This window comes from Aestuariibacter sp. A3R04, assembly GCF_018860805.1.
Classification (GTDB): domain Bacteria; phylum Pseudomonadota; class Gammaproteobacteria; order Enterobacterales; family Alteromonadaceae; genus Alteromonas.
On record NZ_JAHKQR010000003.1, the window covers coordinates 902,175 to 917,778 of the forward strand.

The 15,604-nt window shown below is 47.7% G+C and carries 18 protein-coding genes; 10 read left to right on the forward strand and 8 right to left on the reverse strand.

Going from position 1 to position 15,604, the window contains the following annotated elements; all coding sequences use genetic code 11:
* The first annotated feature begins 15 nt into the window (after positions 1-15).
* The 8 genes from nrdR to KO518_RS08710 all read left to right on the forward strand — a co-directional run bounded on the left by nrdR (position 16) and on the right by KO518_RS08710 (position 5,911).
* Entirely contained in the window at positions 16-465 is a 450-nt protein-coding gene (nrdR, locus tag KO518_RS08675) for a transcriptional regulator NrdR (RefSeq protein WP_216025414.1), read from the forward strand.
* A 9-nt stretch (positions 466-474) separates the two neighbouring features.
* A complete protein-coding gene (gene ribD, locus KO518_RS08680; protein ID WP_216025415.1) occupies positions 475-1,605 on the forward strand; it encodes a bifunctional diaminohydroxyphosphoribosylaminopyrimidine deaminase/5-amino-6-(5-phosphoribosylamino)uracil reductase RibD in 1,131 nt (376 codons plus the stop codon).
* Positions 1,606-1,622: 17 nt separating this feature from the next.
* Positions 1,623-2,288, forward strand: a complete 666-nt coding sequence (locus KO518_RS08685) for a riboflavin synthase (RefSeq protein ID WP_216025416.1) — start codon at positions 1,623-1,625, stop codon at positions 2,286-2,288.
* 19 nt (positions 2,289-2,307) lie between these two features.
* Complete coding sequence (ribBA, locus tag KO518_RS08690; protein ID WP_216025417.1) at positions 2,308-3,408, forward strand: bifunctional 3,4-dihydroxy-2-butanone-4-phosphate synthase/GTP cyclohydrolase II; 1,101 nt, start codon at positions 2,308-2,310, stop codon at positions 3,406-3,408.
* 86 nt (positions 3,409-3,494) lie between these two features.
* Positions 3,495-3,968: a 6,7-dimethyl-8-ribityllumazine synthase gene (gene ribE, locus KO518_RS08695; protein ID WP_216025418.1), complete on the forward strand. Its 474-nt coding sequence runs from the start codon at positions 3,495-3,497 to the stop codon at positions 3,966-3,968.
* 12 nt (positions 3,969-3,980) lie between these two features.
* A complete protein-coding gene (gene nusB / locus KO518_RS08700) occupies positions 3,981-4,400 on the forward strand; it encodes a transcription antitermination factor NusB (RefSeq protein ID WP_216025419.1) in 420 nt (139 codons plus the stop codon).
* Positions 4,401-4,460: 60 nt separating this feature from the next.
* The gene (gene thiL / locus KO518_RS08705) at positions 4,461-5,426 is read left to right on the forward strand and encodes a thiamine-phosphate kinase (RefSeq protein ID WP_216025420.1); all 966 of its coding nucleotides are present in this window, start codon (positions 4,461-4,463) and stop codon (positions 5,424-5,426) included.
* A complete protein-coding gene (locus KO518_RS08710) occupies positions 5,426-5,911 on the forward strand; it encodes a phosphatidylglycerophosphatase A (protein WP_216025421.1) in 486 nt (161 codons plus the stop codon). The genes thiL and KO518_RS08710 overlap by 1 nt, the downstream gene beginning before the upstream one ends.
* A gap of 88 nt (positions 5,912-5,999) precedes the next feature.
* Here KO518_RS08710 and dxs read toward each other — a convergent pair whose 3' ends face one another.
* The 3 genes from dxs to xseB are packed head-to-tail and all read right to left on the reverse strand — an operon-like array spanning position 6,000 to position 9,086.
* Positions 6,000-7,865, reverse strand: coding sequence for a 1-deoxy-D-xylulose-5-phosphate synthase (gene dxs, locus KO518_RS08715; protein ID WP_216025422.1), 1,866 nt, complete (start codon positions 7,863-7,865; stop codon positions 6,000-6,002).
* 37 nt (positions 7,866-7,902) lie between these two features.
* Entirely contained in the window at positions 7,903-8,796 is an 894-nt protein-coding gene (locus KO518_RS08720; protein ID WP_216025423.1) for a farnesyl diphosphate synthase, read from the reverse strand.
* Between the two features lie 38 nt (positions 8,797-8,834).
* Positions 8,835-9,086 (reverse strand): exodeoxyribonuclease VII small subunit, encoded by a 252-nt coding sequence (gene xseB / locus KO518_RS08725; RefSeq protein ID WP_216025424.1) that lies wholly within the window; start codon positions 9,084-9,086, stop codon positions 8,835-8,837.
* Positions 9,087-9,381: 295 nt separating this feature from the next.
* On the opposite strand from xseB, the gene pomA reads away from it, so the two are divergent.
* Both pomA and KO518_RS08735 read left to right on the forward strand, forming a co-directional pair.
* Entirely contained in the window at positions 9,382-10,143 is a 762-nt protein-coding gene (pomA, locus tag KO518_RS08730; RefSeq protein WP_216025425.1) for a flagellar motor protein PomA, read from the forward strand.
* A 5-nt stretch (positions 10,144-10,148) separates the two neighbouring features.
* Complete coding sequence (locus KO518_RS08735) at positions 10,149-11,078, forward strand: flagellar motor protein MotB (protein ID WP_216025426.1); 930 nt, start codon at positions 10,149-10,151, stop codon at positions 11,076-11,078.
* Positions 11,079-11,114: 36 nt separating this feature from the next.
* Here the strand turns inward: KO518_RS08735 and KO518_RS08740 are convergent, their stop codons facing one another.
* The 5 genes from KO518_RS08740 to KO518_RS08760 are packed head-to-tail and all read right to left on the reverse strand — an operon-like array spanning position 11,115 to position 15,533.
* Positions 11,115-12,371 carry a cyclopropane-fatty-acyl-phospholipid synthase family protein gene (locus KO518_RS08740; RefSeq protein ID WP_216025427.1) on the reverse strand — a complete coding sequence of 419 codons (1,257 nt, stop codon included), beginning with the start codon at positions 12,369-12,371 and terminating at the stop codon, positions 11,115-11,117.
* Positions 12,371-13,111 (reverse strand): DUF1365 domain-containing protein, encoded by a 741-nt coding sequence (locus tag KO518_RS08745; RefSeq protein ID WP_216025428.1) that lies wholly within the window; start codon positions 13,109-13,111, stop codon positions 12,371-12,373. Before KO518_RS08745 ends, KO518_RS08740 begins: the two co-directional genes overlap by 1 nt.
* Positions 13,108-14,379, reverse strand: coding sequence for an NAD(P)/FAD-dependent oxidoreductase (locus KO518_RS08750; RefSeq protein ID WP_216025429.1), 1,272 nt, complete (start codon positions 14,377-14,379; stop codon positions 13,108-13,110). Before KO518_RS08750 ends, KO518_RS08745 begins: the two co-directional genes overlap by 4 nt.
* Positions 14,380-14,388: 9 nt before the next feature.
* On the reverse strand, positions 14,389-15,108 hold the full coding sequence (locus KO518_RS08755; protein ID WP_216025430.1) for an SDR family NAD(P)-dependent oxidoreductase: 720 nt from the start codon (positions 15,106-15,108) through the stop codon (positions 14,389-14,391).
* Positions 15,105-15,533, reverse strand: coding sequence for a nuclear transport factor 2 family protein (locus KO518_RS08760; RefSeq protein WP_216025431.1), 429 nt, complete (start codon positions 15,531-15,533; stop codon positions 15,105-15,107). Before KO518_RS08760 ends, KO518_RS08755 begins: the two co-directional genes overlap by 4 nt.
* Positions 15,534-15,604 lie beyond the last annotated feature (71 nt).

Consider the following 15,604-nt stretch of genomic DNA (forward strand, 5'->3'; position numbering starts at 1 on the left):
GTCATAGGACATCTTATGTTTTGCCCGTTTTGTTCCGCCCAGGAAACTAAAGTCATTGATTCCCGTCTCGTTGCAGAAGGTCACCAAGTGCGCCGCAGAAGAGAGTGTGTAATTTGTCATGAGCGCTTTACCACATTTGAAAGTGCTGAGCTGGTTATGCCCCGGGTGATCAAGCGGGATGGTTCTCGGGAACCCTTCAATGAAGATAAATTGCGCGCGGGATTGCAACGGGCACTGGAAAAGCGCCCGGTGAGCACCGAGCGTGTGGAAGAGGTTATCCTCTCGTTGAAGTCTGCGCTAAGAGCGACAGGTGAACGCGAGGTATCCAGTGAGTTTTTGGGAAATCTCATCATGAATGCATTGAAAGACCTCGACAAGGTGGCGTATGTAAGGTTCGCCTCTGTGTATCGTTCTTTTGAGGACATTCGGGAGTTTGGCGAGGAAATTGCGCGACTGGGAGACTAACGAGCAATTATGAACCCTTCTTATTCACCGCGACCTGCTAATGTAGAAGATTACGAGTGGATGGCCGCGGCACTGAAACTGGCAAAACGCGGGCAATATACCACGTCGCCTAATCCCCGCGTGGGATGTATTATCGTAGATAAACACAACAACATTGTTGGTCAGGGTTTTCATGTTCAGGCCGGTACGCCTCACGCTGAAGTTCATGCATTGCGTGAAGCAGGTGCCAGAGCTCAAGGGGCCACAGCTTACGTTACCCTCGAGCCTTGTAGTCATCACGGGCGCACGCCGCCTTGTGCTGAGGCACTGGTCGCTGCGAAAGTCCGTCGAGTAGTGGTAGCCATGACGGATCCCAATCCCCAGGTTAGCGGACGGGGAATCAGAGGTTTAGAGCAAGCGGGTATCGAAGTTATTACCGATGTAATGGCTGCAGAAGCGTCCCGACTAAATCGCGGATTCATTAAACGCATGGTGGCGGGTAAACCGTGGGTTACAGTGAAGCTGGCAACGAGTATAGACGGCAAAATTGCCTTGCGCAACGGAGTCAGTCAATGGATTACAGGGGCTCAAGCCAGGCGGGATGTTCAACAGCATCGGGCCCAAAGTTGCGCCATTCTCACCGGTAGTGGCACCGCGCTAGCCGATAATCCCAGTTTACTGGTACGAGCTGAAGAAGCCAGGTTTACTGACTACCCCCTTGACGCCATCCGGCAACCTGTTCGACTTGTGCTGGATAGCCATAACCGGTTGCCATCGGACCTTGCGCTTTTCAATGATTCGGAGGCGACCATCAGAGTGACAGGTCAACTTCAGGGCCCGGACTCCAGTACGCCGGTGATGTCGGTTGCGATGAAAAACGGACATATCGATTTAAACGCGTTGTGTGTCAAATTGGGGCAAGCACAATTTAACGAAGTGTGGGTAGAGGCCGGACCTGAGCTGGCAGGGGCAATGTTACAAGCCGGTGAGGTTGATGAACTCATTGTGTATCAGGCTGCCAGAATGCTGGGTGACAAAGGAAGAAGCATGATGACATTGCCGGATTATACACGGTTAGAAAGTGCACCGTCCCTGTCACTGACAGATCTTCGTCAGGTTGGCGACGATGTGAAAATGACTTACACGGTGTCAAAGACTTAAACTACGAGGTTGTTACTATGTTTACGGGCATTATTCAGGCGTTGGGTACTATTCGCTCGCTGGAGAATCGCGGTGAGGATATCAGGTTAACGGTTGCTTCAGAAAAACTGGATATGTCTGATGTTGCACTGGGGGACAGTATTGCAACTAACGGCGTGTGCTTAACGGTGACGGCCTTTGGCAAAGACTATTACTGTGCTGATGTGTCGGCGGAAACCATCCGATATACGGGCTTTGCCCATTACCAAGCGGGTAGCAGGGTGAATCTCGAAAAAGCCATGCGCCCCACCGATCGCTTCGGAGGGCATATTGTGTCTGGCCATGTAGACGGAGTAGGGGAAGTCTCGCGGATTAATAAACACGCCGATTACGTTGAAATCTGGATTAAAGCCCCCACTCAGTTGGCTAAGTATATTGCGCACAAAGGCAGCATTACGGTGGATGGCGTCAGTCTCACCGTTAACGACGTGGACGGTGCCGCGTTTATGCTTTGGATTATTCCGCATACGTTACAGGAAACCGTTATCGGTACCTATAGGCCGGGCAGCAAAGTCAATCTCGAAGTTGACGTGGTAGCGCGTTACCTAGAGCGTTTGATGTTGGGAGACAAAGCGGCGGAGCCAAATAGTCAGTCAGATATCAGCATGGCTTTTCTTGCTGAACATGGCTTTTTAAAGAAGTAAACCCTACAGAAGTGACACTATGGCATTCAACACAACGCAAGAACTTATAGACGACATCCGTCAGGGTAAAATGGTTATCCTCATGGATGACGAAGATCGTGAGAACGAAGGCGATATCATCATGGCGGCGGAGCATGTTACGCCGGAGGCCATCAACTTTATGGTCACCCATGCCAGAGGATTGGTGTGTTTGCCAATGACCCAAGAGCGCTGTAAACGGCTGAATTTGCCTCTTATGGTCGACAAAAACGGCGCTCAGTTTTCCACCAATTTCACCGTTTCTATTGAAGCTGCCAAAGGCGTTACTACTGGTATTTCGGCTGCAGACAGAGCGACTACGATTTTGGCAGCTGTAAAAGCCGACGCCGTGGCTGCAGATATTGTTCAGCCAGGTCACATTTTTCCGCTCATCGCCAAAGAAGGTGGTGTATTGAATCGAGCGGGTCATACAGAAGCTGGAGTGGATCTGGCCAGATTGGCAGGAGCGGAACCCGCCGCAGTGATTGTCGAAGTGCTCAACGAAGACGGCTCTATGGCTAGACGGGCAGAATTGGAAGCGTTTGCTAAAAAGCACGATTTGAAAATTGGCACTATTGCCGATCTTATTGAATACCGTAACCTCAATGAAACCACTATTGAAAAAGTGGCACAGTGTCAACTGCCTACCGAGTTCGGTGACTTTGAGTTACACACATTTAAAGATGTTATTGATAACCAGATTCATTTTGCGCTGAAAAAAGGTGAAATCTCGGAAGATACGCCTACGCTGGTAAGGGTACATTTACACAATACGTTGAGTGATCTTCTCGGTTCAACCAGAGCTATCAACAGAACAATGACCCTACCTGATGGCATGAAACGCATTGCAGAAGAAGGCGGTGTGCTGGTTGTATTAGGCAAAGAAGAAGACATTGAAAGCCAGGTTAGGCGATTCGCCGCTGAAGATCGGGGCGAACAACCGGAAGGCAAGACTTGGACGGGCTCATCCCGAACTGTAGGTGTAGGCAGTCAAATTCTGGCCTCTATGGGGGTGAAGAAAATGCGGCTGCTGAGTAAACCCGTTAAATATCACGCGTTGTCTGGCTTTGGGCTTGAAGTAGTGGAATACATTCACCATTAGCGACGTGTTTAGTTGTTAAACAAGCAATTTTGTTTGCGCGCATTTGTGCTATACTGCGCGCCGTTTTTTCATAGGGGCATATATCCATGCAAGTCATTGAAGGTAATATTCGGGCGACAGGTAAAAAATTCGCCATTGTGGTGTCGCGTTTTAACAGCTTTGTGGTAGAGAGCTTGTTAGAGGGCGCCCTTGATACGCTTGAGCGCCACGGCGAAGTGAGCGATAACGACATTACCCTGGTACGTGTACCCGGTGCTTATGAATTACCCGTTGTGGCGAAAAAGCTTGCTGAGAAAGGGCAGTTTGATGCCATTATTGCCTTAGGCGCTGTCATCCGAGGCGGTACGCCGCATTTTGACTTCGTTGCCGGCGAGTGTAATAAGGGGTTAGCTCAAGTATCATTAGAATTCGGCATTCCTGTTTCCTTTGGTGTCATTACTACCGATTCCATTGAACAAGCTATCGAGCGTTCAGGTACCAAAGCTGGCAACAAAGGTGCAGAAGCTGCGCTGGGCGCGCTGGAAATGGTGAACGTTGTTGCCGCACTTAACGATCTCTGATCCGGGGGCTATGTGAAAGTATCGGCACGTCATAAAGCACGAGAGCTTGCTGTCCAGGGGGTTTACGCCTGGCAAATGAGTCAGAACGACATTGCTCAGGTAGAGTTAATGCTGGCGACAAGTAACGACATGCAAAAAGTGGATATGGTGTACTTCCAAGCTTTACTGCGCGGTGTAGCTGAGCAGGTTAGTGAACTGGATGTAAAGATCAAGCCGTATCTGGGAAGGCTCCCGGAAGAGCTTGATCCTATCGAGAAAGCGATTCTGCGGATAGCAACCTATGAATTAACACAGCGCATGGACGTGCCTTACCGCGTGATCATTAACGAAGCGATAGAGTTGGCTAAATCGTTCGGAGCGGAAGAAAGTCACAAGTTCATTAACGGCTCTCTCGACAAAGCGGTTAAAACCCTTCGTCAGCACGAGCGTTAACATCGATCCCGTTGCGGATTTATCTGCAACTACACGACGACACTGATCAATCGGTATAATGTGAAAGAATTTGATTTAATTGGCCGTTACTTTGCTGATGGCGGCCACCAAAGGAAAGATGTCATTATCGGGATTGGCGACGATTGCGCCGTGACATCGGTTCCCTCCAATCAGCAACTCGCCATCACAACAGACACTCTGGTGTCCGGTGTGCATTTTCTTAGAGATTCGCCTGCTCGCTCAGTGGCGTACAAGGCCGTTGCTGTGAACTTAAGTGATCTTGCTGCCATGGGAGCAGAACCAGCGTGGATTTCTTTGTCTTTGTCGATGTCAGAAGTAGACGAGGCATGGCTCGAAGAATTCGTAAAAGGTTTGTATGAGTTAACCCGCTACTATTCAGTACAGCTCATAGGTGGTGACACTGTTCGCGGACCTCTGGCCATGACAATTACCGCCCAGGGATTTATTCCCCCGGATGTGGCATTAAAGCGCAGTACAGCCAAACCCGGTGACTGGATTTATGTCACGGGCACAACGGGTGACGCCGGAGCCGGACTCGCCTTGTTAAAAGGTGAGTTGTCGGCGAAAGAAAATGATGAAGCTTATCTGGTTAAACGCCACTTGTATCCAACCCCAAGAGTCGCCGTTGGAACCGCTTTGCGAAGAATTGCCTCATCGTGCATTGATGTTTCTGACGGCTTGCTGGCAGATCTCAATCATATTCTTGCTCTTTCTTCGTGCGGTGCAACCGTTCATGTCGACAGATTACCGGTTTCCTCGGCACTGTTTTCCACCGTGGGGGCTCAGGATGCATACCGTTATGCGTTAACCGCCGGTGATGACTACGAACTCATTTTTACAGTCAACGAAGAACAACGGGGTAACCTGGAAACATCGCTGGCAAGCACAGGAGTTAAAGCTACGTGTATTGGTCAGGTCACTGGGCACAAGGGCAAGGTTGATTTAAAACTTTATGATGACCCTTACGTCCTGAGCGACAAAGTGGGTTACGAGCACGAATTTTAATGCAGCCTGAGTACCGTGCTAAAGTAAGTTTGCGAAACCCAGTACATTTTTGCGCACTGGGTTTTGGCTCCGGCCTGATCCCGCTAATGCCTGGCACTTTTGGGTCGGCGGCTGCGATGCCGCTTGTGGTGTTATGCGCGTTGTTTGGGGATGTGACCTATATTGTGCTTACATTGGTGGCGAGTGTTGTCGGTATTTATTTGTGTGGTAAGACAGCCGAAGACATGGGGGTTCACGATCACGGTTCCATTGTATGGGACGAAGTAGCCGGTATACTCATCACCTTTATATTTGTACCCTTGTCTTTTTCTTCACTTGTAGCAGGCTTCGTGTTGTTTCGGGTGTTTGATATTCTCAAGCCCTGGCCCATTGGTCCTATCGACAAAACCTTGCAGGGTGGTGCAGGTATTATGCTCGATGACATAGTGGCTGGTATGATGGCGTGTGCATGCTTGCACGTTCTGTTGTTTTTAGCTGTTTTTTGACAGGTCGCCCTGTTGGCCTCACTCCCGCAAAAAAACGGTATAGTAATACCGTTTTTTTTGCGGCTAGTTTAAATGGTGATTTTGCCTTTTACATTTCGAAAAAAGCTTTTATCTGGTCAATAATACCCTTGCCGTCAAGGTGGAGTTCTTCATACATTTCTTGCTGCGTACCCTGCAACACGAACGCGTCAGGCAGCCCTATGTGCAGCGTGTGAACGAGGGCTCGCGACGCCTGCAGGTACTCACTTACGGCGGAACCTGCTCCACCCATTTTACAGCCGTCCTCCACAGTCACAATGCCTTTGTGTGACGTTGCCACGTTGTCGATAGCATCAGTGTCAAGGGGCTTTACAAAACGCATATCTATTAACGTTGCATCAAGGGCTTCTGCAGCTTCTTCCGCGAAGGGTAATAATGTGCCGAAGTTCAAAATGGCCAGTGCCTTGCCTTCTCTTAATGTACGTGACTTGCCAAGTGGAATACCCATCATTTGTTTTTCCGGCACAACGCCCTTTCCGGCACCGCGGGGATAACGCACGGCAGCCGGTTTTTGCGCTTTGTGACCGGTATACAGCATTTGACGACATTCGTTTTCGTCTGCAGGTGTCATAATGATCATATTGGGAATACAACGCAAAAATGCTATATCGAATGCCCCTTGATGGGTAGGACCATCTGCACCTACAATTCCAGCGCGGTCGATAGCAAATAACACTGGCAGATCTTGCAATGCAACATCGTGAATGAGTTGATCATAAGCCCGTTGCAGGAAGGTGGAATAAATTGCAACAACAGCATTGTAGCCTTCCTTAGCCAAACCGGCACCAAAGGTTACAGCGTGCTGTTCGGCAATAGCAGCGTCGAAATACTGTTCTGGAAATTGTTGTGAGAAAGCAACCATTCCCGAGCCTTCACGCATTGCGGGAGTAATTGCCATCAACTTTGGATCCGCCATGGCCATGTCGCACAACCATTGGCCGAAAATGGCCGAAAACGTAGGGGCCGAAGGTTTGCTCTTCGGCAAGGCGTGTTCTGCTGGATTGAATTTAGGTACGGCGTGAAACTTGATGGGATCTTTTTCTGCCTGGGGGTAACCCTTTCCTTTGCGCGTGACTACGTGAAGTATATGTGGGCCAGAAAACTGACGCATATTACGCAGTGTGTCGACAACGCCGTCTACGTCATGGCCGTCAATAGGACCGATGTAATTGAAGCCCAATTCTTCGAAAATGGTGCCGGGTACCACCATGCCTTTGATATGTTCTTCTGCTCGACTGGCAAACTCCTTGATAGGAGGAACATTACTCAGAAGTTTCTTTCCGCCATCGCGGATTTTGTTGAAAAAATTACCCGTGAGGAGCCGGGCTAAGTGACTGTTTAGCGCTCCTACGTTTTCCGAAATGGACATTTCATTGTCGTTGAGCACCACGACCATGTCTTTTTTGATATCTCCCGCATGGTTAAGGGCTTCAAACGCCATACCAGCAGTCATTGCACCATCACCGATAACGGCGACGACTTTTCTGTCTTTGCCTTCCTTTTCAGCAGCAACAGCCATACCAAGAGCTGCGCTGATGGAGGTGGATGAGTGGCCAACGGCAAAGGTGTCGTATTCACTCTCCGGCGGCCACGGAAATGGGTGCAGACCGTTCTTTTGTCTGATTGTCGACATGCGCTCAGCGCGCCCCGTGAGAATTTTATGGGGATAAGCCTGATGGCCCACATCCCAGATAAGACGGTCAAATGGAGTGTTGTAAACGTAATGCAGAGCCACCGTTAGCTCTACCGTGCCCAGGCCGGAAGCAAAATGCCCGCTTGTCTGACTTACAGAGGTAAGCAGGTATTGCCTGAGCTCGTCAGACAGCGCCTTAAGCTTCTCTTGTGGCAGAAGTCTCAAGGCTTCCGGCGTTAAGGCCTGGGCCAGGGTGGGATAGTGCGATATGTCTAAACTCATTGTTCTTATTTCATTTATAGTGTTGAGTGGGTCATACTCAGAATGTGCGTTTGACCATTAGCTCAGTAAACGCTGACAAAGTGTCGGTATTGTAAGGCAAACTCGCTAAAGCTTGAAGCGCGCTGTCGTGAAGTTGGCTTAACACAAACTTAGCTTCGTCCATACCCAGAAGTGCAGGGAATGTACTTTTTCCCTGCGCTACGTCGGAGCCTTGGGGTTTTCCAATGATTTCAGCGTCACCTTCCACATCCAGTATGTCATCCTGGATTTGAAATGCTAGCCCGATGTAACTGGCATAATCTATCCACGCTTGGCGATGTTTCGCTGGAAGGCCATCACTGACCTGCGTGATCATCTCTGCACAAGCCTTAAGCAAAGCACCTGTTTTCAGGGTATGTAAAGTCGTTAGGGCTTCAGGAGAAATAACTGTACCTGTGGCGGCTAAGTCAATAGCTTGTCCGCCACACATACCGAGGTAGCCTGATGCTCGGGCTAGAATACTCACCAGTTTTGCACGGTGTTTGTCTGCGTATTCACTCATGGGTAAATCAACCAGAATAGAAAAGGCCATAGTCTGCAAAGCATCGCCGGCTAAAATTGCCGTTGCTTCATCAAATTTCACGTGGCACGTTGGTTGGCCGCGACGTAAATCGTCATCGTCCATGGCTGGTAAGTCATCGTGTGCTAATGAGTACGCGTGTATACACTCTATGGCCATGCTTATTGCGAGCTGATCTTGTTGTGGGATGTCAAGCGCGTTGCCAATGAGATTAACCAGTAGCGGTCGCATGCGTTTCCCTCCTGCGGTTAATGCATACGCCATGGCACTTTTTAACGTTGGGGCATGATCAGGCAGGCTGGTTACGTAATGTAAAAGACCGTCATCAGTTCGCTGTTTTACTTGCTGACGAAGGGCATCAAAATTTGTCATTGTGTACCTGTAAAAGGAGGCTTGTGAAGGGACTGGTGTTATTTCAGTTCACTATCTTCAGAAAGATCACGCAGGGTTTCCTGCCCTTGTTCCTGAAGCAAAATGCGAACTTTCTGTTCAGCCTGAGCCAGTACTTGCTGACTTTGACGTGATAACGCAATACCTCGTTCAAATTTTTCCAATGCCTCATTGAGCGGTAACTCGCCAGATTCCATTTCTTTCACGATGGCTTCAAGTTCTGAAAGAGAGGCTTCAAAGGAAGTGGGTGATGGGGTCTTATCGTTACTCACATCAATTACCTGTTGTTTGTTTTCGAGAATACCGCGCACATTAACTGAGGGGATGCGCGGGGTCAATTGCTTTGTCTGACAGACTATTGAGTAGTAAGGATGTATCTGTTTGGTTTTATTAACTATACGTATAAATCATTTGTGTGGCTGGTATTCTTACAATTTGATTATAGAATTGAAAAAGTCAGCCGATAGAATACGTAACGGTGCCATTCTCCGTACGACAGGGGGCATCCATTCATTCAGTACGGCTCAGTTGAGTTTCGGTGTAAGGATTTTCTGTGAGGAGCAATAAGTGGATTTAGCAACAGTCATTGGCATGCTCGGTGGGATTGGTTTTATCGTAATGGCCATGATTCTGGGCGGCGACCTGAGTATGTTTATGGACGTCCCGTCAGTTCTGATTGTATTTTGCGGTTCGTTATTTGTCGTAATGTCTCAATTTACGCTTGGTCAATTTTTCGGTGCAGGAAAAGTGGCTGGTAAAGCATTCATGTTTAAAATCGATTCACCAGACGTGCTGATTGAAAAAATTGTTGAAATGGCAGATGCAGCGAGGAAAGGGGGCTTTCTGGCGCTGGAAGAAGCGGAGATAGAAAACCCGTTTATGCAAAAAGGTGTAGATATGCTGGTGGATGGTCATGATATTGAAGTGGTGAGAGAAACACTCAATAAAGATATTGTCATGACCACGGAGCGCCATGAATTTGGAGCCTCAATTTTCAAAGGGTTGGGTGATGTAGCGCCTGCCATGGGAATGATAGGCACGCTGATTGGTTTGGTTGCCATGTTGTCGAACATGGATGATCCTAAAGCGATAGGGCCAGCCATGGCTGTGGCTTTGTTAACTACCTTATACGGTGCGTTTCTCGCCAACGTTATATGTCTTCCCATTGCTGCTAAGTTGGTCAACAGAAAGGAAGAGGAAAAGCTGAATCAGTCGCTGGTATTAGATGGTATTGTGGGAATCGCAGATGGTCAGAATCCCAAAGTTATCGAAGGAATATTAAAGAATTATCTCGCGGCGAGTAAGCGCGGAGGGGTAGATGAGGAGTAATCAGCATGGCTGATCAGGAATGTCCCAAGTGTCCACCAGAGGGCTTGCCTGCGTGGATGGGCACCTTTGCCGATTTGATGTCGTTGCTGATGTGCTTCTTCGTTCTGTTACTGGCATTTTCAGAAATGGATGTGTTGAAATTTAAGCAAATTGCCGGTTCTATGAAGTTTGCATTTGGTGTGCAAAATAAAATAGAAGTGAAGGATATTCCCAAGGGTACCAGCGTTATTGCCATGGAGTTTCGTCCGGGGCGACCTGAACCGACGCCTATTGAAACCATTCAACAACAAACAATTGAAATGACTCAACAAATGCTCGAGTTTCAGGCTGGTGATGAAGATTCGTCCGGTGGCAGACAAAAACAACGAGGTGATCTACGGGGTGGGCAAGCCCAACAAACCGCTTCTGATTCAGCATCTTCGTCACAGCAAAGTTCCGATAAGGAACAAGACAACGAAATGATGAAAAAAGTGGCAGAACAACTACAAAAAGAAATTGCAGATGGTTCAATTGAGATGGAATCCCTCGGGCAGCAGCTTACTATTCGCATCCGGGAAAATGGTTCCTTCTCAGCAGGCTCAGCCTTCCTGCAACCTCAGTTTAAACCTATTTTACAAAAAATAGGCGCGCTGCTAGCGGATATGCCTGGAGAAATTGAAATATCCGGACACAGTGACGGCCAACATATTGCTAATGAACTTTACCGCTCGAACTGGGATCTTTCTGCTCAGCGAGCAGTGGCAGTAGCTGAGGAAGTTCGTACGGCGCCGGGTTTCGATGAATCGCGAATGTCAGTGGTTGGGCTGGCAGATACCCGTCCCTTAGTTGAAAACGCAGACACACCCGCCGATCGAGCGAGAAATCGCCGGGTAGAAATTAACATTAATCAGGGCAAACCCTTATATTCTAACCCAGTATCAGTGTTAGATGACTAGCGCTGTGCTTTTACCTTTCCAAAACAGTAGTGAGTCTCACCCTCGACCAATTGGAGCATTGAAGTGAGGCTTGCTAAGTACTAACTGAACAGTGGAAATCGTACGCTCAAGGAAGCCTCCTTCACAATACTTCAGGTAGTATGTCCACATGCGAATGAAATGCTCGTCGTAACCGTCTTGCAAGAGTGGTTCACGGGCATTCACGAAGGCTTTATACCAGTCATCCAAGGTTTTTGCGTAGTCGAGTCCAATATCCTGCAAGTCGCGAATTGACAAATCACTGAACCGTTTGAGGTAGTCGTTGATCACTAACTGCGAGGGAAGGAAACCACCAGGGAAAATGTATTTTTGAATAAAATCCACGCTGTTGCTGTAGGTGTCAAAGCGGCGATCATCAATAGTTATGGATTGCAATAACATGAGGCCGTCGGGTTTTAGCAGTGAAGCACATTTTGTAAAAAACTGGCCGAGATAACGTTTACCAACGGCTTCTATCATTTCTATCGATACTAGTTTGTCGTATTCACCTTCCAATGATCGGTAGTCTTGTTTCAACAGTGTCACCCGATCATCAAGGTTTTCACGTTTGATCCAAGCCTCGGCGTAAGCAAACTGCTCTTCAGAAATAGTTGTTGTGGTAACGCGACAACCGTAGTGTTTGGCGGCAAAAACGGCCAGGCCTCCCCAACCGGTACCAATTTCAATGAGGTGATCGTGTTCAGTCAGTTGAAGTTTGTCGCAAATGGTTTTGAGCTTGTGGGTTTGAGCATCAGACAAGGAAGCATTTGGATCAGGGTAAATGGCAGAGGAATACATCATGGTTTGGTCGAGAAACCGCGTGTAGAGCTTATTTCCTAAATCATAATGAGCCTCGATATTCTTTTTGGCCTGACTCTTTGTATTTCTGCGTAAAAAGTGCTGCAATTTGTGAAGGGGGAGGAGTAGCCAGCGAAACTTCTCTTCCCACTTGTCGAGCATGGGAAGATTTCTGGCAAAGATTCTAATGACGGAAGTTAAATCACTGGTGGTCCACAAACCATTGGTGTAGGTTTCGCCTGCTGCTACACTACCGCCGAATAATAATGCACGGTACGCTTTGATATCCACGATGTTGATATCCGCCCTTAATGGGTGTCCGGGAGTACCGAGTTCTCCTACGGGGGCGCCGTTTTCTTTTATCACCATGTGTCCTTCCGGTAACATGGCCAAAACATTGAGAAAAGCACTTCGACACGCGCGATCTATTGCGTTGCCCCCGTGCTTAAAAATAAACGTGGTTTCACCGTGCGACATTACTGATTTCCCTGACTTTTAGGATGACCGTATACAGGCGTGCGTTTTACGAATAGTATTAACGCTTGCCAGTATATTCCGACCACTGTTTTTATGGTCATGCTAGGAATACGTTTTAACATACGGTTGAGATTTCGGTTGGTTAATGAAATTCTTTTCATGTTTAGCCCAGCGCGAAATTCTTTGTTTTCGCGGTGGCAATCCAGCGTCATGGTGAAACTGTCACAAGGCATTTTGATATGCCACTTATAAGTCATTTCCATGGGATTGAAGGGCGACACGTGAAAGGCTTTAGCAGTATCTGCCTGCACGGCGAGATCAACCAGGTAATAATGCCGCTCGTTCCAAGGGGTGTTACTCACTTCAGCAAGCATATGGGTGAACGCCCCTTCAGCCGTGCGTAAAAAGAAAAAGTTTACTGGTGAGAAGTAAATTCCCAACGTGCGAACCTGCCCCAAAAGAAAGATCTCTCCGTGAAGTGGAGCACCATGAAGTTCTGACATTTTATTTATCACTGCCTCGTTAAGAGGGAGTGCCGGGTTGTTCAAATAATCTTTTGGTCTGAACGACACATAGTTGGCTTTATTGACGGAAAAGCGGGAAAGCGATGCTTCCAACTGAGGGATTTCGGACAGCTTTAGCCAAAATAAATAAATGTCGTAGCTGAATTTGTGTTGAACAGGCAAGTATCGTTGGTGAAATACCCGACCGTAATACAAGGCGCTTTCGAGCTTACTCATAAGACGGCTCCAAAGCGTTTACAGACATCCAGAGCACTGCGCACACCATCTTCATGAAAACCGTTATACCAGTATGCGCCACAGAAATGTACATTGCTCACCCCGCAGATTTCCTGTCGACGGCGTTGTGCCGCTACCATGTTTGCACTGTACTGCGGGTGAGCGTACTGGTATTTGCTAAGTACGCGTGTCGGGTTAATGGCGTCAGTATTGTTTAGCGTGACGCAAAATGTCACAGGCGTGTTCTCGAATCGCTGCAAAATGTTCATGTTGTAGGTTACGGCAGCTGGCGCTAGGCTTTCCCCCGGCGTTTCTTTTAATCTGTAGTTCCAGCTAGCCCACGCCAGTTTGCGCTCAGGTAGCTGGGTGGTATCGAGGTGCAACACCACATCATTGCCCGCATAGGGAATGGCACTAAGAATGGCTTGTTGTTCAGTCGTAGGCGAGGCTAGCATGGCCAACGCTTGGTCAGAATGGCAAGCAAATATAACATCGTCGAACTCAGTCAAACCTTTGCGCTCAGTTTCAACCTGCCATTTTCCGTTTTGCCGGTATACCTGTTTAACCGGCGTCGACAATAAAATACGGTCTTTAAAACCTTTGGTGATAGGGGGAATGTAGCTGTGTGAGCCGCCTATCAATGTGTACCATTGGGGGCGGTTACTCACGCTTAATAAGCCATGGTTTTCAAAAAATTGTAGAAAAAAAGCCAGCGGAAAGCGCTTGGTTTGTTCAAGACTGGCAGACCAGATGGCAGCGCACATCGGTAGAATATAGTAATTGGCGAAGGTATCACTTAAGCCAAGTGACTCGATGTACTCAAATAAAGTCATGTCAAAATCTTCGTCTCGGGCTTCAGCTGCTCTGGCTTTACAGGCTTTGTTAAAAGTAAGGATATCCCTTACCAGCCGCCAGAAGGAAGGCCTGAGGAGATTGCGACGTTGAGCAAATAAGGTGTTTAGGTTATTGCCGTTGTATTCTAGGCCTGTTTTTTCGCTGCGCACCGAAAAGCTCATTTCGGTAGGCTGTTTTCTCACGCCCAGAATGTCCATTAATTTAATAAAATTGGGATATGTCCAGTCATTAAAAACAATAAACCCCGTGTCCACGTCGTAAGACTGACCTTTCACTTCAACGCGCTTAGTTGCTGTGTGTCCACCAATGTAATCGTTGGCTTCAAAAAGGGTAATATTGTGCTCCTTGCTCAGCAAGTAACCACAGGTGAGGCCAGAGATCCCCGTACCAATAATTGCAATGTTACGTTGCATGTTTTTTCCTTACTGCTGGTTTCGCATTTTTAATGATAGCCACTTTTGAAGTCCGGTTGGCAGGATGCTTAACACCCGCATGATCCACCCAAATTTCATAGGGAAAAATACGTTGCTTTGCTTTTTCTCAATTCCCCTAAGCATAGACTTTGCTGCTTCATCTGCTGAAATTTTCATTGGCATGTCGAAGGTGTTTTTGTCTGTTAAGGGAGTTTGGACAAAGCCGGGAGAGACAGCCTGTACGGTGATACCTTTGTGGGCTAAATCCACTTCCAGACTTTTCGTGAAATAATGAACGGCTGCTTTACTGGCACCATACGCCTGAGACTGGGTAAAGGGGAAAAGCCGTACCATACTGTCAACGATAACCAGTTGGTTACCGCTGCGGAGATGGGGAAGCAGCGCTTCTACACTGTGAACGATACCAAAAAAATTGATTTCAAAAACGCGTCTGAACAGGTCTGCATCGAACGCGTCAACGTCAACGTATTCACAGTTACCTGCATTTAATACCGCTATGTCGAAATTGAGGTCTGCCAGAGCTTGATAGGTTTCTTTGCGGTTAGTGAGGTCAAACTTTGCCGTGGTAACGTTGCGGTATGAAGCAAGAGACGCTAGCGCTGCATCGTTTCTGCCGCATGCAATGACCCGGTAACCCCTTCCAAGAGCATGCATGGTAAGTGATTGTCCAATACCGGAAGTCGCGCCGGTAATTAACATAGTTTTCATGATGCTAACCTCTGTTTTATTTTCAAGATCAACCAGCGAAGAATGGGGATGTTTTCGTATACCATCGCGCCTAAGTCATAGTAGTCCCGGTGATAAACAATGCGATCATTGTCAACTTTCAAAAGCGTTGCCCCTTCTAACACAATAGGATGTTTGCGGGCTTTTAGGACCAAGGACATGTTCCAGGTCACGGTGTAATTTACAGATTGGTGTGACACCGCTTCTGTAATGGATAAAATGGAAAAGCGGCAAAACTCTGTTTCCGCCAGTAGTTGTGAAAAGTAATTTTTCACGTTTGCTATGCCGTGATGGGTGGTTATGGGGTCGATGAATGTGACATCACTGGAATAGATAGTTTCGAGATCATCTGGAGAAATGGTGTGGAGTGCTTCGTATAAATTACAAAAACGCTGAATAATAGTCATGGTAGCTACTGTGTAAAATCGACCCAGTTGTATACCAATTTTACCCATACATGGATCAGAGACAGAAAATG